This window comes from Streptomyces sp. NBC_00461, assembly GCF_036013935.1.
GTDB lineage: Bacteria > Actinomycetota > Actinomycetes > Streptomycetales > Streptomycetaceae > Streptomyces.
Genome location: NZ_CP107902.1, coordinates 4,096,249 through 4,117,432, shown reverse-complemented (window position 1 = coordinate 4,117,432; position 21,184 = coordinate 4,096,249). Strand labels below are relative to the sequence as shown.

The following is a 21,184-nucleotide window of genomic DNA, read 5'->3' as shown; positions in this document are numbered from 1 at the left end:
GCCCCACCTCACCCGCCCCACCTCACCCGTTCCGCCGCACCGCCCCGGCGAGAATCCAGCCCTCCACCGCCTCGTACTGCCGTCGCTGTTCCTCCGACGCCTGCCGGCCGGAGGCCACCGTGCCCAGCCAGCCGAGGGCGAAGCCCAGGGGGATCGTCACCAGGCCGGTCGTGGTGAACGGGAACCAGTTGAAGTCGGCGTCGGGGAAGGCGGCGGCGGGGGAGCCGGAGACCAGGTTGGTGCCCGGCATCAGGAGCAGGACCGCGGCCGTACCGCCGATGAGGGTGCACAGCAGGCCCGTACGGGTGTAGCGGCGCCAGAAGAGGCTGTAGACCAGCGCGGGGGCGATGGCCGAGGCGCCGATGCAGAAGGAGAGCGTCACCAGGGGTTGCAGGTTGCGGTGCTGGACCTGGGTGGCCAGCAGGATCGCGGGGACGCCCACCGCGAGCGCGGAGACCCGGGCCAGCAGCATCTCGCGGCGCCCCGACATCTCCTGCACCCGCGTGGCGAACACGTCGTGGGCCAGGGAGTTGGCACAGGCGAGGATCATGCCGGCGACGGAGGCCAGCAGGGTCAGGAAGATCGCCGTGGTGACCGCGGTGAAGAGGAAGGTCTCGGCGGCCGAGACGCTCGTGCCGAAGGCCGCGCGGGAGCCCAGCAGATAGGCCGTGTTGCCCTGCGGGTCGGCCTGTGCGATCACCGCCCGGCCGATCAGCGCCGTGGCTCCGAAGCCGACGACCGTCATGATCAGCACGAACAGCACCACCGACGACACCGCCCAGGACATCGAGCGCCGCACCTGACGGGCGCTGCGCGCGGTGTACATGCGCATGGTGACGTGCGGCAGACAGGCGCCGCCGACCACGATGGTGAGTTCCGAAGTGATCATGTCCAGGCGGGGGTTGGGGCTGCCCGCGAACTCCAGCCCCGAGTGCAGGAAGGAGGTACCGGCGCCGCTCTGTGCGGCGGCCGCGTTGAACAGGGCGCCCGGGTCCCAGTCGAAGCGCTGGAGTATCAGTACGGCGACCACGGCGCCCGAACCGAGCAGCATCACGATCTTCATGATCTGGATGAGGGCGGTGCCCTTCATGCCGCCGATCGCCGCGTAGCTGATCATCAGCGCGCCGATGCCGATGATGCAGCCGGTCTGCAGCGAGTCGCCGGAGAAGCCCAGGATGAACGCCAGCAGCTGCCCCGTGCCCGCCAGCTGCACCAGCATCAGCGGCAGCAGCGCGGCGATGGTCACCACGCATGCGGTGATACGGACGCCGCGTCCGGGCAGACGGCGGGTCAGCGCGTCGCCCATGGTGAACCGGCCCGCGTTGCGCAGGGGTTCGGCCAGCAGGAACATCAGCAGCATCAACGACAGGGCGGTGCTCAGGGCCAGCGCGATCCCGTCGTAGCCGCACAGGGCGATCACGCCGCCCGTGCCCAGCACGCTCGCCGCGGAGATGTAGTCGCCGGCGATCGCGAGGCCGTTGCGCATGGGGGAGAGGGAGCCGTAGCCCGTGTAGAACTCGTCGAGGTCGTCGCCGTCCGGGCCCGTCATCACGCACAGCAGCAGCGTGATCGCGGCGACGGTGGAGAAGGCGACCAGGGACATGGCCTGTGCGTTTCCGCTGAAACCGTTCGTCACCGTGCCGCCTCCCGCTTGGCGTCCAGCTCCGACTGCTTGCGGATACGGTCCGCGATCGGGTCGACGTAGCGGCGGGCGGTGTGCTCGTACAGAGCGATCGCCAGCCAGGTGACGGGGATCTGCAGCAGCGCCAGCAGCAGGCCGGTCGGCAGGCCGTCGGTGACGGTGCTCGTCATGAACGACGGGGCGAACGCCGACAGGATCAGGAACAGCGTGAAGTAGCCGAGCGCGGTGAGGGTGGCGGTGCGCCGCTGCCAGCGGTGCGCGTTGCGCAGGATCCGCAGATCGCTGTGGTGCCCGAGCGCGGGCTCCGGGGGCCGGCGTCGCCCGGCCGCTTCGGGTGGTTCGGTGGGCGGTAGCCACGGGTAGGCGGCGTCGTAGGACGGGGGCGGGTTGTGCGGTGGATGGCGGTACGGGTACGACGGGGACTGGTCGTAGGACATCCCGGTACTCCTTGCGTGGCTCGGGTCCTGTGCGGAGGACCGCAGGGAGGTGGGGGGCGGAGCCACGCACGCTACTCGCCGGTACCCGGGAAGCGCGAGCTTTTCACCAAACTGATTGGTCGGTATGCGCTTACTACGCTGACCTGCAATGTTACCCGCGTTAACTCAGACTTTTTGGTGTCCGACCGGTCAGTCGGTGAGCACGGGGAAGCGGCGCGGGGCCAGGAGCAGGAGGACCAGGAAGGCCAGTGCCGCGGCACAGGCAGCGCCGAAGTACACCGCGTGCACCGCGTCCGCGATGGCCCGCCGGGTCGCCTCCGGAACCGCACCCGCGCCCAGATCCCGGGTCACCGAGTCCAGGTCGCCCGCGCCGCCCAGGCGGGAGGCCAGCACACCGTTGGCCACCGCGCCGAAGACCGATGCGCCGATCGTCTGGCCCGTCTGACGGCAGAAGAGCACCGACGCCGTGGTCGTGCCCCGTTCCGCCCAGCCCACCGTGGACTGCACGCCCACGATCAGCGGGAGCTGGAACAGACCCAGCGCCCCGCCCAGAAGCAGCATCAGCAGCGCCGGCTGCCAGGCTGAGCCCGGGTAGGGCAGGAACGGGAACGCGAAGAGGATCAGTGCCGCCGTCCCGATGCCGAGCATCGCGGTGTTGCGGAAGCCGATCTTCCCGTAGACGTGCTGGCTCAGCGCCGCCGACACCGGCCAGCTCAGCGTCCAGACCGACAGGACGAAACCGGCCGCCACCGGGGCCAGACCCAGCACCGACTGCGCGTACGTCGGCAGGAAGACGGACGGGGCCACCATCAGGAGCCCCAGCGCACCGAGCGCGAGATTGACCGCGGCGATCGTGCGGCGGCGCCACACCCAGCCGGGGATGATCGGTTCGGCCGCCCGGCGTTCCACCAGGACCACCACCCCGGCCAGCGCAAGTCCCGTACCGAACAAGGCCATTGACGGCGCCGACAGCCACGGCCAGGCCACCCCGCCCTGCACCAGCGCCGTCAGCAGGACGCCTCCGCACGCGAACACCGCCAGCGCGCCCGCCCAGTCGATACGGGGGCGGGCGGCCGGCTTCCGTTCCGGCTCGTGCAGATGCCGGACGATCAGCCACAGCGCCAGCGCGCCGATGGGCAGGTTGACCAGGAAGATCCAGCGCCAGTCGGCGTACGCCGCAAGGACGCCGCCGACCCCCGGGCCGGCCACGGCCGACACCGCCCACACCGTGGACAGCTTGGACTGGATCTTCGGGCGTTCCTTCAGGGGGTAGAGGTCGGCCGCCAGTGTCTGCACCGTGCCCTGCAGCGCGCCACCGCCCAGGCCCTGCACGATGCGGAAGGCGATCAGCGCGGCCATGTTCCAGGCGGCGGCGCACAGCAGCGAGCCCAGCAGGAAGACCGCCGCGCCCGCTATCAGCACCGGCTTGCGGCCGAAGGTGTCCGACAGCTTGCCGTACACCGGGAGCGTCACCGTCACGGCGAGCAGGTAGCCGGAGAAGAGCCAGGAGAAGACCGAGAAGCCGCCGAGGTCGCCGACGATCTGCGGGACGGCCGTGGAGACGATGGTGGCGTCGAGGGCGGCCAGCGCCATCGCGAGCATCAGCGCGGCGACGACGGCTCCCCTTCTGTGGGTGCTCCGTGGGCGCCCGCCCGTCCCCGACGCCCGTATCTCGGTGTGCCCCTGGTCCACGTCCCCCTGGTCCACGCGATTCCTTCCCCGTGCATCTATCTGCCGCCGACCACTCTCCCACTTGACCCTGACGTCGCGGCAGGGTGGAAGCTCAGTGGGCCGGTGGGTGGACCGAACCCCGAGATCGCCTCCACCTGTCGGTGGACTGCCCCTAGGGGTTCCTCCGCACTACGGCCCGGGGCGGGTTCGTCCCACTGGAGGAGGAGACCGGGCGGGAGCCTACTTAACCTGGCTTTATGCCGCTGGGGGGCGGCTGACCGAACCAGCGGGGGTGGGGTTTTCCCCCCTTGAAGAGGGTGCCGAGCACCAGCGCGCGGCACCCCCCTCCGGCACCAGGCTCATCGACGTACCGCTTCTCGCTTCTCGACGAATCACCGCGACCAGCTCATCCGCAGGCCGGCAGGTCCAACTGCCGCCCGACATAGGAGAATTACCATGACATCGGCCGTTACCATTCCCAGGCACGGGGGCACTGGAGGGCGTACGGCCGTTGCCGCCCGGGCGCGGCAGGTCGTCAAGGCGTACGGGTCCGGGGAGACCCGCGTCGTCGCCCTCGACCATGTCGACGTGGACATCGCCCGGGGCCAGTTCACCGCGATCATGGGGCCCTCGGGCTCCGGCAAGTCCACCCTCATGCACTGCCTCGCCGGCCTCGACACCGTGACCGGCGGGCAGATCTACCTGGACGACACCGAGATCACCGGGCTCAAGGACAAGAAGCTCACGCAGCTGCGCCGGGACCGGATCGGCTTCATCTTCCAGGCGTTCAACCTGCTGCCGACGCTGAACGCGCTCGAGAACATCACCCTGCCCATGGACATCGCGGGGCGGAAGCCCGACAAGCAGTGGCTGGCGCGCGTCGTCGACACCGTGGGGCTCAGCGACCGGCTCAAGCACCGGCCCACCCAGCTCTCCGGCGGCCAGCAGCAGCGCGTCGCCGTGGCCCGCGCCCTCGCCGCGCGGCCCGAGATCATCTTCGGTGACGAGCCCACCGGAAACCTCGACTCCCGTGCGGGTGCCGAGGTGCTGGGCTTCCTGCGGCGGTCCGTCGACGAGCTCGGGCAGACCATCGTCATGGTCACGCACGACCCCGTCGCCGCCTCGTACGCGGACCGGGTGCTGTATCTCGCCGACGGCCGGATCGTCGACGAGATGTACAAGCCGACTGCGGACGCCGTCCTGGACCGCATGAAGGACTTCGACGCCCGGGGGCGTACGTCATGACCGTCCTGAAGACATCGATGCGCAACTTCTTCGCGCACAAGGGGCGCATGGCGTTGTCGGCGGTCGCGGTACTGCTGTCGGTCGCCTTCGTCTGCGGCACGCTGGTGTTCACCGACACCATGAACACCACCTTCGACAAGCTGTTCGCGGCCACCTCCTCCGATGTGACCGTCAGCGCCAAGGGCGCCTCCGACAGCGGCGAGACGACCTCGGACAACGGCAGGCCGCCGGTCATCCCGGCCGCCGTCGTCGGCAAGGTGCAGGGCGCACAGGGCGTGAAGTCGGCGGAGGGGACCGTCTTCTCCACGTCGGTCACCGTCGTCGACGCCAAGAAGGACAGCCTGTCGCCGTCCAGCGGCGCCCCGACCATCGTCGGCAGCTGGAACGGCAACGACGCCCGCACCATGAAGATCACCCAGGGTGCCGCGCCGAAGACCTCCGACCAGGTCATGGTCGACGCCGACACCGCCGACAAGCACCACCTCAAGATGGGTGACGAGCTGTCCGTGATCAGCGCGGTCGGCACCCACACCGCGAAGATCTCCGGCATCGCCGACTTCCAGGTCACCAATCCCGGCGCGGCGATCTTCTACCTGGACACGAAGACCGCGCAGCAGACGCTCGTCGGCAGGACCGGCGTCTTCACCAACGTCAACGTCACGGCCGCCTCCGGGACGACCGACCCCCAGCTGAAGAAGAACGTGCAGTCGGCGCTCGGCACCGGCTACAAGGTGCAGACGGCCAAGGAGACCGCCGACGCCAACCAGAAGAACGTCGCGAGCTTCATGAACGTCATGAAGTACGCGATGCTCGGCTTCGCCGGAATCGCCTTCCTCGTCGGCATCTTCCTGATCATCAACACCTTCTCGATGCTGGTCGCCCAGCGCACCCGCGAGATAGGCCTGATGCGGGCCATCGGCTCCAGCCGCAAGCAGGTCAACCGGTCCGTGCTGGTGGAGGCACTGCTGCTCGGCCTGTTCGGCTCGGTGCTGGGGGTCGGCGCGGGCGTCGGCCTCGCGGTCGGGCTGATGAAGCTCATGGGCTCCATGGGCATGCATCTGTCGACCGCCGACCTGACGGTCGCCTGGACGACCCCGGTGGTCGGTCTCCTGCTCGGCGTGGTCGTCACCGTCCTCGCCGCCTACCTGCCCGCCCGCCGGGCCGGCAAGGTCTCCCCGATGGCCGCGCTGCGCGACGCCGGAGCCCCGGCCGACGCACGGGCCGGCCGGATCCGGGCCCTGGTGGGCGTGGCGCTGACCGGCGCCGGCGGCTACAGCCTCTACGTGGCCTCGAACGTCGACAAGGCGACCGACGGTTCGCTGTGGCTCGGCCTGGGCGTGGTGCTCTCACTGATCGGGTTCGTCGTCATCGGCCCGCTGCTCGCGAGCGCCGTGGTGCGCGTCCTGGGCGCCGTACTCCTGCGGGCCTTCGGACCGGTCGGGCGGATGGCCGAACGCAACGCGCTGCGCAACCCGCGCCGTACGGGTGCCACGGGCGCCGCCCTGATGATCGGGCTCGCGCTGGTCGCCTGCCTCTCGGTGGTCGGCTCCTCCATGGTCGCCTCCGCCACGGACCAGCTCGACAAGACCGTCGGCACGGACTTCATCATCCAGTCCGACAAGGGACAGCTGGTCACCCCGCAGGCCGTCAAGGCCGTGAAGTCGACGCCGGGGCTGTCCCGGGTCACCGAGTACCGGACGGCGAAGGCCGACTACACCACGCCCGACGGCAAGACGCTCAAGGACACCGACATCACGGCGGCGGACCCGACGTACGCGACCGACCTGCGTGTCAAGACCGTCGCAGGAAAGCTCAAGGACGCCTACCTGCCCGACTCGATGTCCGTCCACGAGAAGTTCGCCAAGGCCCACGGTGTCCACCTGGGCTCGAAGATCAGGATCGCGTTCAAGGACGGCGCCGCCGCGAACCTCACGGTCCGGGCCATCACCAGCAACGACGGTCTCATCGACGCGGGCTCCAAGTACACGTCGATCGCCACGCTCGCCAAGTACGTGCCGGCCGACAAGATGCCGCTCGACCAGCTGGTCTTCGCCACCGCCAAGGACGGGCAGCAGGATGCGGCCTACAAGTCGCTGAAGTCCGCGCTGCACGCCTACCCGCAGTACGAGGTGCGCGACCAGACGGACTACAAGCAGGCGCTGAAGGACCAGATCGGCCAGCTGCTGAACATGATCTACGGCCTGCTGGCACTGGCGATCGTCGTCGCGATCCTGGGCGTCGTGAACACCCTGGCCCTCTCGGTGGTCGAGCGGACGAGGGAGATCGGCCTCATGCGGGCGATCGGTCTGTCACGACGGCAGCTGCGCCGGATGATCCGCATGGAGTCTGTGGTCATCGCCCTCTTCGGCGCCCTGCTGGGCCTGGGCCTTGGCATGGGCTGGGGCGCGACGGCCCAGAAGCTGCTCGCCCTGGAGGGCCTGAAGGTCCTTGAGATCCCGTGGCCGACCCTGATCGCGGTCTTCCTCGGCTCGGCCTTCGTGGGCCTGTTCGCGGCACTGATCCCGGCGTTCCGGGCGGGCCGGATGAACGTACTGAACGCCATCGCCACCGAGTAGGGGACAGGGGAAACGGGGGAACAGCCACCGCACACGGGGGTTGCGGGGGAAGGCCCGGCGCCGAGGAGTCTTGGGGGACTCCTCGGCGCCGGGCCTGTTTGTGCGGGTGCGGCTCGTTCATCTCCGGCCTGTGCATCTCCGGCCTGTGCATGTACGGCCTGTGCGGCGCGGCTCGTTCTTTCAACGCCGGTCCGCATCAATCAGCCCGTCCGGCGTTTGAGGACGAGGCGTTCAGGCCGAAAGCGGGGGCCTGGGGGCGGCAGCCCCCTCAGGCGGTCACCGCAACCCCGGCCCACCAGTGATCGCGCGTTGTCCACAGCGACAGCGCCGCCGCGGGGCGCGACGTACGCTGGAGGGACCCCCGGCCCGCAGCGCGCGTCGGGCGATTCGCGTTGCCCGCCCCCGGACGAAAGCCGCCCCGAATGAGCCTGCACGGTCTGCTCGACGCCGTCGTCAAGGACACCGCCCTCGCGGAAGCGATCAAAGCGGCCGCAGACGGCAACCGCATGCACGTCGACCTGGTCGGCCCGCCGGCGGCCCGCCCCTTCGCGGTGGCCGCACTGGCCCGCGAGACCGGCCGCCCCGTGCTGGCGGTGACGGCGACGGGCCGCGAGGCGGAGGACCTGGCGGCCGCCCTTCGCTCGCTGCTGCCACCGGAGGGCGTCGTGGACTACCCGTCCTGGGAGACGCTTCCGCACGAGCGGCTGAGCCCGCGCAGCGACACCGTGGGACGCAGGCTCGCAGTACTGCGCCGCCTCGCCCACCCACGGCCCGACGACCCCGAGACCGGCCCGGTCTCCGTAGTCGTCGCGCCCGTACGGTCCGTGCTCCAGCCGCAGGTCAAGGGGCTCGGGGACCTGGAACCGGTCGCGCTCAGGACCGGGGAGAGCGCCGACCTCAACGAGATCGTGGCCGCCCTCGCCGCGGCCGCGTACGCGCGCGTGGAGCTCGTCGAGAAGCGCGGCGAGTTCGCCGTACGCGGCGGAATCCTCGACGTGTTCCCGCCGACCGAGGAACACCCCCTGCGCGTGGAGTTCTGGGGCGACGACGTCGAGGAGATCCGCTACTTCAAGGTCGCCGACCAGCGCTCCCTGGAGGTCGCCGAGCACGGCCTGTGGGCGCCGCCCTGCCGTGAACTTCTGCTGACCGACGACGTACGCACGCGTGCGCGTGCCCTCGCCGAGCAGCACCCCGAACTGGGCGAGCTGCTCGGCAAGATCGCCGAGGGGATCGCCGTGGAGGGCATGGAGTCCCTGGCCCCCGTCCTCGTCGACGACATGGAGCTGCTGCTCGACGTCCTGCCCAAGGGCTCCATGGCCGTCGTGTGCGATCCCGAGCGGGTCCGCACGCGTGCCTCGGACCTGGTCGCCACCAGCCAGGAGTTCCTCCAGGCATCCTGGGCGGCCACCGCGGGCGGCGGCGACGCCCCGATCGACGTCGGCGCGGCCTCGCTCCGGTCCATCGCGGACGTCCGGGACCGGGCGCGCGAGCTGGACATGATGTGGTGGTCGGTGTCGCCGTTCGCCGCCGACGAGACGTTCACCCTTGCCGCCGACGCGGCGCGGGACGCGGACACCCTCAAGCTCGGCATGCACGCCCCCGACACCTATCGCGGCGACACCGCCAAGGCCCTCGCCGACACCAAGGGCTGGCTCGCCGACAGCTGGCGCACGGTGTTCGTCACCGAGGCGCACGGCCCCGCGGCCCGCACGGTCGAGGTACTGGGCGGCGAGGGCATCGCGGCCCGCCTCGACATCGAACTCGGCGAGATCTCCCCGTCCGTCGTGCACGTGGCGTGCGGCTCGATCGACTACGGCTTCGTGGACCCGGCGCTGAAGCTGGCCGTCCTGACCGAGACCGACCTCTCCGGCCAGAAGGCGGCCGGCAAGGACGGCGCCCGGATGCCGGCCCGCCGCCGCAAGACCATCGACCCGCTCACCCTGGAGGCGGGCGACTACATCGTCCACGAGCAGCACGGCGTGGGGCGCTACATCGAGATGGTGCAGCGCACGGTGCAGGGCGCGACCCGCGAGTACCTGGTCGTGGAGTACGCCCCCGCCAAGCGCGGCCAGCCCGGCGACCGTCTGTACATCCCCACCGACCAGCTGGAGCAGATCACCAAGTACGTCGGCGGCGAGGCCCCGACCCTGCACCGTCTGGGCGGCGCCGACTGGACCAAGACCAAGGCGCGCGCCAAGAAGGCCGTCAAGGAGATCGCGGCCGACCTCATCAGGCTGTACAGCGCTCGGATGGCGGCGCCCGGACACACCTTCGGCCCGGACACCCCGTGGCAGCGCGAGCTGGAGGACGCCTTCCCGTACGCGGAGACCCCCGACCAGCTCACCACCATCGCCGAGGTCAAGGAGGACATGGAGAAGTCGGTCCCGATGGACCGCCTGATCTGCGGCGACGTCGGCTACGGCAAGACGGAGATCGCGGTCCGCGCCGCGTTCAAGGCGGTCCAGGACGGCAAGCAGGTCGCCGTCCTCGTACCCACCACTCTCCTCGTCCAGCAGCACTTCGGGACGTTCTCCGAGCGCTACTCCCAATTCCCCGTCAACGTACGGGCGTTGAGCCGCTTCCAGACCGACACCGAGGCGAAGGCGGTCCTTGAGGGGCTGCGGGAGGGCTCGGTGGACCTCGTCATCGGCACCCACCGCCTGTTCTCCTCCGAGACCAAGTTCAAGGACCTGGGCCTGGTCATCGTCGACGAGGAGCAGCGCTTCGGCGTCGAGCACAAGGAGCAGCTGAAGAAGCTGCGCGCCAACGTGGACGTGCTGACCATGTCCGCCACCCCCATCCCGCGCACCCTGGAGATGGCGGTCACGGGCATCCGCGAGATGTCCACGATCACGACCCCGCCCGAGGAGCGCCACCCGGTGCTCACCTTCGTCGGCCCGTACGAGGAGAAGCAGATCGGCGCCGCGATCCGCCGTGAACTGCTGCGCGAGGGCCAGGTCTTCTACATCCACAACCGGGTCGAGTCGATCGACCGGGCCGCCTCCCGCCTGCGCGAGATCGTCCCCGAGGCGCGCATCGCGACGGCCCACGGCCAGATGTCCGAGACGACCCTCGAACAGGTCGTCGTCGACTTCTGGGAGAACAAGTACGACGTCCTCGTCTCGACCACGATCGTCGAGTCCGGCATCGACATCTCGAACGCCAACACACTGATCGTGGAGCGCGGCGACAACTTCGGCCTCTCTCAACTGCACCAGTTGCGTGGCCGGGTGGGCCGAGGCCGCGAGCGCGGCTACGCCTACTTCCTGTACCCGCCGGAGAAGCCGCTGACGGAGACCGCCCACGAGCGCCTCGCGACCATCGCCCAGCACACGGAGATGGGCGCGGGCATGTACGTGGCGATGAAGGACCTGGAGATCCGCGGCGCCGGAAACCTGCTCGGCGGCGAGCAGTCCGGGCACATCGCGGGCGTCGGCTTCGACCTGTACGTCCGCATGGTCGGCGAGGCGGTCGCGGACTACCGGGCGTCGCTGGAGGGCGGAGTGGAGGAGGAGCCGCCCCTGGAGGTCAAGATCGAGGTCCCGGTCGACGCGCACGTCCCGCACGACTACGCCCCCGGCGAGCGCCTCCGCCTCCAGGCCTACCGGGCCATCGCCTCCGCCAACACGGAGGAGGACATCAAGGCCGTACGCGAGGAACTCGTCGACCGCTACGGCAAGTTGCCCGAGCCGGTGGAGAACCTGCTGCTGGTGGCCGGCCTGCGCATGCTCGCCCGCGCCTGCGGGGTCGGCGAGATCGTCCTCCAGGGCAACAACATCCGCTTCGCACCGGTGGAGTTGCGGGAATCCCAGGAGCTGAGGGTCAACCGCCTGTACCCGGGCACGGTCATCAAGCCGGCCGTGCACCAGCTGCTGGTACCCCGCCCGAAGACCGCCAAGGTGGGCGGCAAGCCGCTCGTCGGGCGTGAACTGCTGGGCTGGGTGGGCGAGTTCCTGGCATCGATCCTGGGCTCGTAGGGCTCGCGGAAGTGTGCCGTTGACCGGGGTCCGGGGTCCGGAAGATGACCGGGGCCCGACAGGCCGTCCGCCGGAGCGCTGCTCCGCGGACGGCCTCTGTTCCCAGGCCCGTTCGGGCCCGCTCGTGCCGTTCGGCGGCCCTACGGCTGATCGGGCCTGTCCCGGTCCATGCCCATCTGGCCCTCGATCTTCTGCTGCGCGTCGTCGACCTGGCTCTCGTACTTGTTGCCGGTCTTTTCGTTGGCCTTCCGCTCCGCCGCGTCGGACATGTCCTTGGCCTTGTCCTGCATCTGGCGGTTGCTCTTGAACCTGTCGAAGATGCCCATACGGAGCTCCTTCCGGGGTAGCCCAGCAACGACGATACGACCGATATGCCCCAAGCGCACCCTTGGACGGGTAGCGGTCTGGACCTCGTGAACGACCCCGTGCGCCCTGCCGCTACGGTGTGCGCGAAGCCGTGCAAGGGAAGACGCCCCATGCGGGGGCGAACCGGTGGCAAGGGGAGGCGCGCCGTGAGGCGTCTGAGGGGTGGGGCTGCGACGGCCGTCGTGCTGGTGTTCGCCGTGGCCGGCTGCAAGGCCGATACCAAGACCGGATCCAGTGGGCCGGAGCCGACCGGGGGCGGGGGAGCAGGCGGGGGCGCCGCCCTCACCGCCGCCGAGTCACTGACCGTGAAGGGGCGGGCACCGAAGACGGGTTACGCCCGGGACAGGTTCGGCGCCGCCTGGGCCGACACCGACTCCAACAGCTGCGACACCCGCGACGACATCCTCAAACGGGACCTGGACGACGTGAAGTTCACCGGCGGCACCTGCAAGGTGTCGTACGGCGTACTGGAGTCGGACCCGTACTCGGGCAAGGAGGTGACCTACCGGCGAGGCCGCAGCCTGGTCGACATAGACCACATGGTCGCCCTCTCCGACGCCTGGCAGAAGGGCGCCAAGTACTGGGACGCCAGCAAGCGCATAGCCCTGGCCAACGACCCGCTGAACCTCCTCGCCGTCGACGCGAGCACCAACCGCTCCAAGGGCGATGGCGACACGGCCACGTGGGTGCCGCCGAACAAGACGTTCCGGTGCACGTACGTCGCCGCACAGGTCGCCGTGAAGAAGAAGTACGGGCTGTGGGTGACCGCGGCGGAGAAGGCCGCGATGGAGAAGGTGCTCAAGGCGTGCCCGGGGCAGAAACTGCCCTCCGGTGGCAACCCGACGAAGGCACCCGCCCGCTTCCACGCGGGCTGAGCCGGCGCCCGCAAAACCGGTTTCCGGCGGTCGCCCCGCCGCCTACGGTGACCGCATGGAACTCAAGGTGTCGAGCCTCGCCGAGCGCCCCGAGATGACCGGGCCCGTCGTCGGCATGGCGAACAGTTGGCCGGAGTTCGTGACCCACGACCTCGTGGGCGGCGCCCACTACGGACGGATCGCCACCGAACTCCCCGCGTACGTCCTGTTCGCCGAGGACGAGCGGGGCGAGGTCGTCGCCCACGCCTACAGCGTTCCCTTCGCCCTCGCCGCCGAGGGCCGCGGCGAGCTGCCCGCCCGCGGCTGGGACGAGGTGCTCGTGTGGGCCTTCGAGGACCTCCGCCACGGGATCCGCCCGGACGCCGTCAGCGCCATCGCGATCGTCGTCACCCCGCAGGCCCAGGGCCGCGGCCTGTCCGCCCGCATGCTGTCCGCGATGCGCGACAACGCCCGCACCCACGGCTTCACCGAGGTCGTCGCCCCCGTCCGCCCGAGCGCCAAGCACCTCGAACCGCACACCCCGATCGAGGAGTACGCCCACCGGACGCGCCCCGACGGACTGCCCCACGACCCGTGGCTGCGCGTGCACGCCCGCGCGGGGGCGACCGTCGAACGCATGGCACCGGCCTCCATGACCGTCTCCGGCTCGCTCGAACAGTGGCGCGCGTGGACGGGACTGCCCTTCGACACCCGGGGCGACATCGAGGTACCCGGCGCCCTGGTTCCGGTGCGGTGCGAACCGGAACGGGGATACGCCGTCTACGTCGAGCCCAACGTCTGGATGCGGCACGCTCTTTGAGTCAGCCGTCCAGCGCGTCCAGGTCGACGATGTGGCCCACGGGCTTCCGCGCGGGGACCGGCTTCTCGAAGTCGCTGAACGTGATCGAGCCCGGGTCCGAGGGGGTCGTGCTGTCCAGCCGCAGCAGATACGGCTTGCCCTCAGTGGCGACGTACAGCGTGTAACTCTCCTTGCCGTCCTTCGCCTTCAGTACGACGGTCGTGGCGCCGTCGACCTTCGCTGTCCCGGCACGGGTCACCGAAGGTGCGACGCCCCCGGACGAGCTGTCGTCCGAGTCGATGTCCTCCGCGCCGCCGAGCACCGTGTCCAGGTCGCAGAAGCTCGCTATGTCCTTGGCGTCCGAGCCCTTGGCGGACATCCTGGTCCACTTCCCGGCCAGCATGTCGACGGCCGCGTCCACGTCCGCCTTGGCCTCGCCCTTGCTCTGCTCGCGCAGGAACGCCTCGTCGTACTTCATGTAGACCGTGTGGCCGGTCTTGATCAGGTCGGCCTTGCCCTGGCCGCCCATGCCCATCGTCCCGGCGCACTCGTTCTTCTTGTCCAGCGCCATGTCGATGTGGATCGTGCCGTCGCTCTCGTCGTCCTTGATGTCGCCCTTCATACGGAGCGAGGAGGCGCCGGTGGTGGCCGTCATCGCCCGGTCGGCGATCTCTTCGGCGGTGAGGCCGGCGAAGGGTTCCTTGGGCTTGTTGGACGTGGCAGCCGTGTCGCCGGTCCTGCCGTCGGCCTTGTCCGTGCCGGACTGGCAGGCGGTGAGTCCCGTGGTGGCCGCGGCGACGAGGCAGATGGCGGCAAGTGCGGTGCGACGCATGAGAATTCCTTGTCGAAGATGCGGTGAGGTGAGGTGGGGCGGCCCTGGTGCGGCGGCGCCCTCTTCCGGTGACGGGCGGTGGATCGAGTCGTACGGGCCTCAGCCCGCCTTCTTCCAGTCCTTGCAGCCGGTCGTCTTGAAGTAGCCGTCCGAGGCGCTGATCGTGACGACGGCCGTGCCGGTCACGTTGTTGTTCGCGAGGATCGACTTCAGCCCGTGGTCCGCGTCCTTGGCCCGCTCCCAGTAGCAGGAGTCGTCGGTGTTGCCGGTGGACCGGTAGGTGCCGGGGGCGATGTCGGTGCCGACCCTGAACATGCCGCCGTCGCCGGCCATCTTCGAGACCGCGGTGCCCTTCGCCTTCGGGTCGACGGCGGTCCAGTCCTTGCAGCCGCTGGACTTGAACAGTTTGTCGGTGGCCTTGATGGTCACGTAACTGGTGCCGCTCACATTGTCGTTGGCCAGGATCGAGTCCATCTCGCCCTTGGCGTCCTTGGCGCGCTCCCAGTAGCACATGCCGTCGCCGTTGCCGGTGGTGCGGTAGGTGCCGGGCTTGACGTCTGAACCGACCTGGAAGTCGCCGTCCCCGGCGAACGCGGCCTCCGTCTTCTCGGCGGCCTTCGTGCCCTTCGCAGCTCCCGTGCTGCCGGAGCCGGAGCCGGAGCCGTTGCCGAAGGGGTGCTGGGCGGACGTCGAGGAACCCTTGTCCTTGCCCTTGCCGTTGTCGGCGGAGCTGTTTGCGTTGTCGCCGGCATTCGCTGACACGACCCCGATGACCACGACCCCCACGACGGCGCCCAGCGCAACCTTGCCCTTCATGCCCATGACGATGTCCCCCCTAGGACCTGCCGACCGCCGCTGCTCGGCGGCCGCTGTTCGCTGGGTCAATAAGAGCAGGGCATGTGAACCGAGTCAACACGGTTCACGGCTACGTTCGTGTACACGGCCGTGAATGCCTAGATCTTGCGCACGTCGGTATGCTCGGCGTCACACACGACGATCGGGGCGGCGAGGGGAGCCGGCGGGTGCAGGACAACGCGACAGAGGTGACCGCGGCCGGGATCGCCCGGCTCGCCGGCGTGGGCCGCGCCGCCGTCAGCAACTGGCGCCGCCGGCACGCCGACTTCCCCAAGCCGGTCGGCGGCACCGAGACGAGCCCGTCCTTCGCGCTCACCGAGGTCGAGGCGTGGCTGCGCAAGCAGGGCAAACTCGCCGAGGTCCCGCTGCGGGAACGCGTCTGGCAGCAACTCGCCGGACACCCCGAGGGCCCGGTCACGGCGCTGACGCACGCCGGCTGCGTCCTGCTGCTCATCCATGACCGGCCGACCGTGTGGCTCAAGGTGAGTGCCGGGTCGGACGTACGGCTGGCCGCGATGTTGCAGGGAGCGCTGGAAGAGGTGCTGGTGCCGCGGTTCGGTGCGGTGCCCAAGGGGCGCGGTGCGCATGGCGCTCGCGGTGTTCACAGTCACCGCGGTGTTCACGGCGCCGCGGCCGGTGGCGCGGCGTCGGGTGTTCACGCGCAGTCGACCGGAAGCCCGGAGCCGACTGTTCACACCGAACCGCCCCGTGGAGGGGCGGGAGCAGCTGTGAACACGCCACCGCCCGGTGGAGGCGCAGAGACAGCTGTGAACACCCCACCTGCCACGCACACGGCCTCACCGGTTCACGCGCCCCCCGCTGTGAACAGCCCGCAGCCCGTGAACGCCCGGGACTCCGTGAACACCCCGGACCCCGCCAACACCCCGCCCGCCGTTCACGCCCCCGCCGGCCCCCAACTCCTCCCCTCCGCCCCCCTCCTGCGCGGCGCCGCCGAACTCGCCGCCGAGATGGGCGCCCGCCAGGCCTTCGAGTTCCTGCTCGGCAGGCACCTCGACGCCAACCCGCGCCAGTACACGCTCACCCCCGCCGAACTCGCCGGCCTCATGGCCGACCTCGCCGGCCCCGCCCGCACCTTCCTCGACCCCGCCTGCGGCACCGGCGCCCTGCTCCGCGCCGTCGCCCCCCGCCCCGACCAGGAGCTGTACGCCCAGGACAGCGCCCCCGACCTCGCCGCGCTCACCGCACTCCGCCTCGCCCTGCACGCCCGGTCCACCGTGCGCGGCGCCGCGGGCGACACCCTGCGCGCCGACGCCTTTCCCGAGCTGCGCGCCGACGCCGTCCTGTGCCACCCGCCGTTCAACGAACGCAACTGGGGCCACGACGACCTCGCCTACGACCCCCGCTGGGAGTACGGCTTCCCGGCCCGCAACGAGTCGGAGCTGGCCTGGGTGCAGCACGCGCTCGCCCGCCTCAGGGACCGCGGCACCGCCGTCCTCCTCATGCCGCCCGCCGCCGCCTCCCGCCGCTCCGGCCGCCGTATCCGCGCGGACCTGCTGCGTCGCGGCGCGCTGCGCGCCGTGATCACCCTGCCGATCGGCGCGGCACCCCCGTACAACATCCCGCTTCACCTGTGGGTGCTGCGCCGGCCCGACAAGGCGCCCGCGCAGCCCGAGGTGCTGCTCGCCGACACCGGGCAGTACGCCACTGAAGGGCGCGGTGGGCCGGACTGGCGGGCCGTGCGTGAGGCCGTCCTCGACGCCTGGCGGGCCTTCGACCGCGCCGGCACGTTCGAGGAGCGCCCCGGCCTGGCCCGCTCCCTCCCCGTCATCGACCTCCTCGACGACGACGTCGACCTCGCCCCGGCCCGCCACCTCCCGCCCCCGACCGCGGCCGACGGCGGCGACTCACTCACCTCCCTACGTGAACGCCTCGGCGAGACCCTGCGCCTGACCGCCGACCTCACCCCGCCCCCCGCGGATCCCGCGCGGCCGGCGCGCTGGCCGCTCACCACGGTCGGTGAACTCGCGCGCGGGGGAGCCCTGGTGATGCGCACCGGCGGAAACGGCGGCCACGCGCGCGTGCCCGTCCTCACCGACCACGACGTCCTCGCCGGGACGGCACCCTCAGGCGCGCTCCCCGAGAGCGACGAGGAAGCCGTGCTGACCGAACCGGGCGACGTCGTCGTGCCAGTGCTCGGCGGGGGCTCGGTGGCGCGGGTGATCGACGACGCCACCGGGGGCGCCGCCCTGGGGCGCAACCTCGTGCTCCTGCGCCCCGATCCTGCCGCGCTCGACCCCTGGTTCCTCGCCGGCTTCCTGCGGGGCACCGCCAACAACCGCCAGGCCAGCAGCTACGCGTCCACGGCCACCCGCCTCGATGTGCGCCGTCTCCAACTGCCCCGGCTCGCCCTGGACGAACAGCGGCGCTACGGCGCGCACTTCCGCGCGCTGGACGACTTCGAGCGGGCGCTCAGGCAGGCGGGCCGGCTCGGAGAGCAGCTCGTACGCGGGATGTACGACGGGCTGACGGACGGGACGGTCGCCCCGGCCGACCGGTGAAGTGATCAGTGCGACAACGGTTCGGTACAACCCGGGACCGGTTGTCCTTGTCGGCCTATACGCTCGGACCCGGTACCCACGTTCGTCCCCATCAGGCCTCCAGGAGCAGCCATGCAGGGCCACGGCTACGCCCCGTCCCCGCCGCGTCGACCCTCGACCGGGGTGCTCGTCGTGCTGCGCGTGATCTTCGTGGCGGTGCCGATCCTCAGCATCGGATTCCTGGCGTGGGTGGCGCCGCTGCGGGCGGCGATCGTGACCCGCAAACGGAGCGACTGGTGGATCTTCGGCGGCTCGCTGGCGGTCCTCGGCATCAGTTTCTCCTTCCTGGCCGCCGACCACACCGACGACTTCAGCACGCCGAGCGGCAACGCGGGCATGATCATCCTGCTGCTCAACGCCGCGGCCTGCGCCGGCTACTACCTGTACGCGGACATACACCACCACCGGCCGTACCCCACCGACTATCCGGCGCCCCCGGTCCAGGGCATGGGCTACGGCTACCCGCAGCCCCCGTCGCCGTACGCGGCCACCCAGCCGCAGACGCCGGCGGCACCCGTACCCGGCCCCGTGCCCACCACCCCGCCGCCCGCCGGCCCCGTACCGCCGCACCCGCCGCAGCGCCCCGCGCCCGCCCGTATCGACCAGGTGCGCGCCGAACTCGACGAGCTGAGCGACTACTTGCGCCAGCACCCCGGCCACTCCGACGGCCACCCCGAGGGCGGAAGGTGACCGTGGCGGCAGGACGTGTCGTCGCCGGCCGCTATGAACTGTCCACCCTCATCGGGCAGGGCGGCATGGGCCAGGTGTGGACGGCCTACGATCAGCGGCTCGACCGGCGCGTGGCGGTGAAGCTGCTGCGCCCCGACAAGGTGGCCGGCCAGGAGGCGGACGAGCTGCGCCGCCGCTTCGTGCGTGAGTGCCGGGTGACCGCGCAGGTCGACCACCCCGGGCTGGTCACCGTGCACGACGCGGGCAGCGAGGGCGAGGAGCTGTTCCTCGTCATGCAGTACGTCGACGGCGCCGACCTCTCCGACCACCTCGCCGAGCACGACCCGTACCCCTGGCAGTGGGCGGTCGCGGTCGCGGCCCAACTGTGCGCCGTGCTCAGCGCCGTACACGCCGTGCCGATCGTCCACCGCGACCTCAAGCCGCGCAACGTGATGGTGAAGCAGGACGGCACGGTCACCGTCCTCGACCTCGGTGTCGCCTCCGTCATGGACGCCGACACCACCCGCCTCACCCACACCGGCACGCCCATCGGCTCGCCCGCCTACATGGCGCCCGAGCAGGCGATGGGCGGCGCGGTCGGCCCCTACACCGACCTGTACGCGCTCGGGGTGCTGCTGCACGAACTCCTCAGCGGAGACGTCCCGTTCGCGGGCTCGACGGCCCTCGGCGTGCTGCACCGGCACCTGTACGAGCCGCCGCTGCCCGTGCGCCGTCTGCGCCCCGAGGTGCCCGAGGCGCTGGAGGCGCTCGTGCTGCGCCTGCTCGCCAAGGACCCACAGCACCGCCCGGCCTCCGCGCAGGAGGTGTACGAGCACCTGGCGCTGCTCCTGCCCGCGCGCGGCATGCCCACGGGAGCGCCGCTCGACCCCACGCGTCCCTTCCTGCGCCCGCACGCCCCCTGGCCGGACCGTGCGCGAACCCCCGCGCCGCAGCCTGCCCCGATGGCGCCGGCGCCGGAGAAACCCGACGTCGCCCGCGCCGTCGACGAGGTCAAGCGCCTCCTCGGCGAGGGCCGTATCACCCAGGCCGTCGACATCCTCGGCGCGATCCTGCCCGCCGCGGCCGAACAGCACGGTGAGCACTCCCCGGTCGTCCGCACCCTGCGCAAGCAGTACGCGGCCACCCTCATGGACGACGGCCAGTACCGGCGCGCGCTGCCCGAACTGCGCCGCCTCGCCGACGAACGCGCCACCGAGGCCGGCCAGGCCGACCCGCAGTCGCTCCGCTTCCGCTACGAGGCCGCCCAGTGCCTGGAGTCGCTCGGCGAACCGGCGGCCGCGCTCGCCGAGTACCGCGCGCTGCTGCCGTACTACGAGAACCAGTACGTGGCCGGCGACCCCGAGCTCGCCCACGACGTCCGCCGCCGCATCGGCCTCCTCCTGCTCGCCCTCGGCGACCGGGCCGCCGCCCACGAGACCCTGGCGCGCCTGCTGATGGACGTGGACCGGCTGCGCGGCCCCGGACACCCGCTCGCGGCGGAGATACGGCGGACGCTGCAGTGGCTGGGCCAGGTGCGCGGCTAGATTTTGCCGAGCCCTGGGAGATTCTTGTGATCTTCCGGGGGTTCGGTTGCCCGAACTGATGCACGGACCCGGATAGGTTGCGGTGCGTTTTTCGCCAGGCGACGCACGTCAACCGCGAGGCGCCACACGGCATCCGCAGGGCAACGCACACCGCATGCGGCGCACGTCGCATGCAACGCACAACCAGGGGTGGGACACATGGCAGGCCATCGGCAGTCCAAGAAGCGCAGATACGTCACCTGGGGTGTCGCGGGTGCCGCCGTCGTCGCCGGAGCCGGCATCGCCGCGCAGACCTCCATGGCCGCCACCACCTGGCCCGCGCAGAAGACGTACACCGGACGTGCCTTCGACACCTGCGCCGCGCCCTCCCTCTCCGCGATGAAGGCCTGGCACGGCGGCCTCTACGGAGCCGCCGCCGTCTACGTCGGCGGCAGCAACCGCGGCTGCTCCCAGCCCAACCTCACCGCCTCCTGGGTGAAGTCGGTCAGCGCGGTCGGCTGGAAGCTCATCCCGCTCTACGTGGGCGCCCAGCCGCCCTGCCAGTCCGGCTCCAACCCCGAGAAGCTCACCGCCGCGACCGCCGCCTCCCTCGGCGCGAAGGACGGGGCGGACGCCGTCTCCAAGGCATCGGCGCTCGGCATGAAGGCGGGCAGCCCGATCTACCTCGACATGGAGTCGTACGACATCACGAACACGTCGTGCAACGACGCCGTGCTCACCTATGTGCGCGCCTTCGACAAGGCCCTGCACGCCAAGATCTACCGCGCGGGCTACTACGGCTTCACCAGCTCCAGCGCGAAGGCGATCGCCAACGCCAAGGACAAGACCGACCTGCCGGGCAACCTCTGGTACGCGCTGTGGGACAAGCAGAACACCACGACCGCGGACTGGCCGTTCGGCTCGACCCAGTTCACCGGCCACAGCCGCGGTCACCAGTACATGGTCAACAGCAAGGAGACGCGGAACGGCTACACGATCACCGTGGACCGCGACGCCTGGGACGCTCCGGTGGCCATCACGGGCTGACCTCCGACGCCCGAGGGACGCGGCGGTGCCCGAAGTCGCGGTGAATCGTTGGTCGAATGGGTTGGCCAGAGCTTGGCCACTGCCTACCATCGATCACCGCAAGACCTTGTGCACCGTCGCACAATCTCCTCGG

15 protein-coding genes are annotated in these 21,184 nt (G+C 70.8%); 9 read left to right on the top strand and 6 right to left on the bottom strand.

Going from position 1 to position 21,184, the window contains the following annotated elements:
- Positions 1-22 precede the first annotated feature (22 nt).
- From OG870_RS19225 to OG870_RS19215, 3 genes are all read right to left on the bottom strand, one after another.
- Positions 23-1,636: a sodium/solute symporter gene (locus OG870_RS19225; protein ID WP_266515784.1), complete on the bottom strand. Its 1,614-nt coding sequence runs from the start codon at positions 1,634-1,636 to the stop codon at positions 23-25.
- A complete protein-coding gene (locus tag OG870_RS19220) occupies positions 1,633-2,079 on the bottom strand; it encodes a DUF485 domain-containing protein (protein WP_266515781.1) in 447 nt (148 codons plus the stop codon). The genes OG870_RS19225 and OG870_RS19220 overlap by 4 nt, the downstream gene beginning before the upstream one ends.
- Positions 2,080-2,268: 189 nt before the next feature.
- Positions 2,269-3,771: an MFS transporter gene (locus tag OG870_RS19215; protein ID WP_406350122.1), complete on the bottom strand. Its 1,503-nt coding sequence runs from the start codon at positions 3,769-3,771 to the stop codon at positions 2,269-2,271.
- A gap of 435 nt (positions 3,772-4,206) precedes the next feature.
- Between OG870_RS19215 and OG870_RS19210 the strand changes: the two genes are divergently transcribed.
- The 3 genes from OG870_RS19210 to mfd all read left to right on the top strand — a co-directional run bounded on the left by OG870_RS19210 (position 4,207) and on the right by mfd (position 11,548).
- Positions 4,207-4,995 carry an ABC transporter ATP-binding protein gene (locus OG870_RS19210; protein WP_266515779.1) on the top strand — a complete coding sequence of 263 codons (789 nt, stop codon included), beginning with the start codon at positions 4,207-4,209 and terminating at the stop codon, positions 4,993-4,995.
- The gene (locus OG870_RS19205) at positions 4,992-7,571 is read left to right on the top strand and encodes an ABC transporter permease (protein ID WP_266583978.1); all 2,580 of its coding nucleotides are present in this window, start codon (positions 4,992-4,994) and stop codon (positions 7,569-7,571) included. Before OG870_RS19210 ends, OG870_RS19205 begins: the two co-directional genes overlap by 4 nt.
- Positions 7,572-7,993: 422 nt before the next feature.
- Positions 7,994-11,548: a transcription-repair coupling factor gene (gene mfd, locus OG870_RS19200; RefSeq protein WP_266515772.1), complete on the top strand. Its 3,555-nt coding sequence runs from the start codon at positions 7,994-7,996 to the stop codon at positions 11,546-11,548.
- A 140-nt stretch (positions 11,549-11,688) separates the two neighbouring features.
- Here the strand turns inward: mfd and OG870_RS19195 are convergent, their stop codons facing one another.
- Complete coding sequence (locus OG870_RS19195; RefSeq protein ID WP_266515769.1) at positions 11,689-11,874, bottom strand: antitoxin; 186 nt, start codon at positions 11,872-11,874, stop codon at positions 11,689-11,691.
- Between the two features lie 186 nt (positions 11,875-12,060).
- Between OG870_RS19195 and OG870_RS19190 the strand changes: the two genes are divergently transcribed.
- Both OG870_RS19190 and OG870_RS19185 read left to right on the top strand, forming a co-directional pair.
- Positions 12,061-12,789 carry an HNH endonuclease family protein gene (locus OG870_RS19190; RefSeq protein WP_266583984.1) on the top strand — a complete coding sequence of 243 codons (729 nt, stop codon included), beginning with the start codon at positions 12,061-12,063 and terminating at the stop codon, positions 12,787-12,789.
- 55 nt (positions 12,790-12,844) lie between these two features.
- Positions 12,845-13,588, top strand: coding sequence for an N-acetyltransferase (locus OG870_RS19185; protein ID WP_266515763.1), 744 nt, complete (start codon positions 12,845-12,847; stop codon positions 13,586-13,588).
- Between the two features lies 1 nt (position 13,589).
- Here the strand turns inward: OG870_RS19185 and OG870_RS19180 are convergent, their stop codons facing one another.
- Entirely contained in the window at positions 13,590-14,399 is an 810-nt protein-coding gene (locus tag OG870_RS19180; RefSeq protein ID WP_266583986.1) for a hypothetical protein, read from the bottom strand.
- 99 nt (positions 14,400-14,498) lie between these two features.
- Positions 14,499-15,221: a hypothetical protein gene (locus tag OG870_RS19175; RefSeq protein WP_327691175.1), complete on the bottom strand. Its 723-nt coding sequence runs from the start codon at positions 15,219-15,221 to the stop codon at positions 14,499-14,501.
- A 200-nt stretch (positions 15,222-15,421) separates the two neighbouring features.
- Between OG870_RS19175 and OG870_RS19170 the strand changes: the two genes are divergently transcribed.
- From OG870_RS19170 to OG870_RS19155, 4 genes are all read left to right on the top strand, one after another.
- Positions 15,422-17,773 (top strand): N-6 DNA methylase, encoded by a 2,352-nt coding sequence (locus OG870_RS19170; RefSeq protein ID WP_327691174.1) that lies wholly within the window; start codon positions 15,422-15,424, stop codon positions 17,771-17,773.
- Positions 17,774-17,884: 111 nt separating this feature from the next.
- On the top strand, positions 17,885-18,502 hold the full coding sequence (locus OG870_RS19165) for a hypothetical protein (RefSeq protein WP_327691173.1): 618 nt from the start codon (positions 17,885-17,887) through the stop codon (positions 18,500-18,502).
- 38 nt (positions 18,503-18,540) lie between these two features.
- The gene (locus tag OG870_RS19160; protein ID WP_266588375.1) at positions 18,541-20,025 is read left to right on the top strand and encodes a serine/threonine-protein kinase; all 1,485 of its coding nucleotides are present in this window, start codon (positions 18,541-18,543) and stop codon (positions 20,023-20,025) included.
- Between the two features lie 198 nt (positions 20,026-20,223).
- Positions 20,224-21,051, top strand: a complete 828-nt coding sequence (locus OG870_RS19155) for a glycoside hydrolase domain-containing protein (protein WP_266583992.1) — start codon at positions 20,224-20,226, stop codon at positions 21,049-21,051.
- Positions 21,052-21,184 lie beyond the last annotated feature (133 nt).

Excerpts from the sequence above, each read along its gene's own strand:
- mfd (WP_266515772.1), top strand. The coding sequence starts at position 7,994 with ATGAGCCTGCACGGTCTGCTCGACGCCGTCGTCAAGGACACCGCCCTC.
- OG870_RS19185 (WP_266515763.1), top strand. The coding sequence starts at position 12,845 with ATGGAACTCAAGGTGTCGAGCCTCGCCGAGCGCCCCGAGATGACCGGG.
- OG870_RS19220 (WP_266515781.1), bottom strand. The coding sequence starts at position 2,079 with ATGTCCTACGACCAGTCCCCGTCGTACCCGTACCGCCATCCACCGCAC.
- OG870_RS19165 (WP_327691173.1), top strand. The coding sequence starts at position 17,885 with ATGCAGGGCCACGGCTACGCCCCGTCCCCGCCGCGTCGACCCTCGACC.
- OG870_RS19155 (WP_266583992.1), top strand. The coding sequence starts at position 20,224 with ATGGCAGGCCATCGGCAGTCCAAGAAGCGCAGATACGTCACCTGGGGT.
- OG870_RS19205 (WP_266583978.1), top strand. The coding sequence starts at position 4,992 with ATGACCGTCCTGAAGACATCGATGCGCAACTTCTTCGCGCACAAGGGG.
- OG870_RS19195 (WP_266515769.1), bottom strand. The coding sequence starts at position 11,874 with ATGGGCATCTTCGACAGGTTCAAGAGCAACCGCCAGATGCAGGACAAG.
- OG870_RS19180 (WP_266583986.1), bottom strand. The coding sequence starts at position 14,399 with ATGCGTCGCACCGCACTTGCCGCCATCTGCCTCGTCGCCGCGGCCACC.
- OG870_RS19175 (WP_327691175.1), bottom strand. The coding sequence starts at position 15,221 with ATGGGCATGAAGGGCAAGGTTGCGCTGGGCGCCGTCGTGGGGGTCGTG.
- OG870_RS19210 (WP_266515779.1), top strand. The coding sequence starts at position 4,207 with ATGACATCGGCCGTTACCATTCCCAGGCACGGGGGCACTGGAGGGCGT.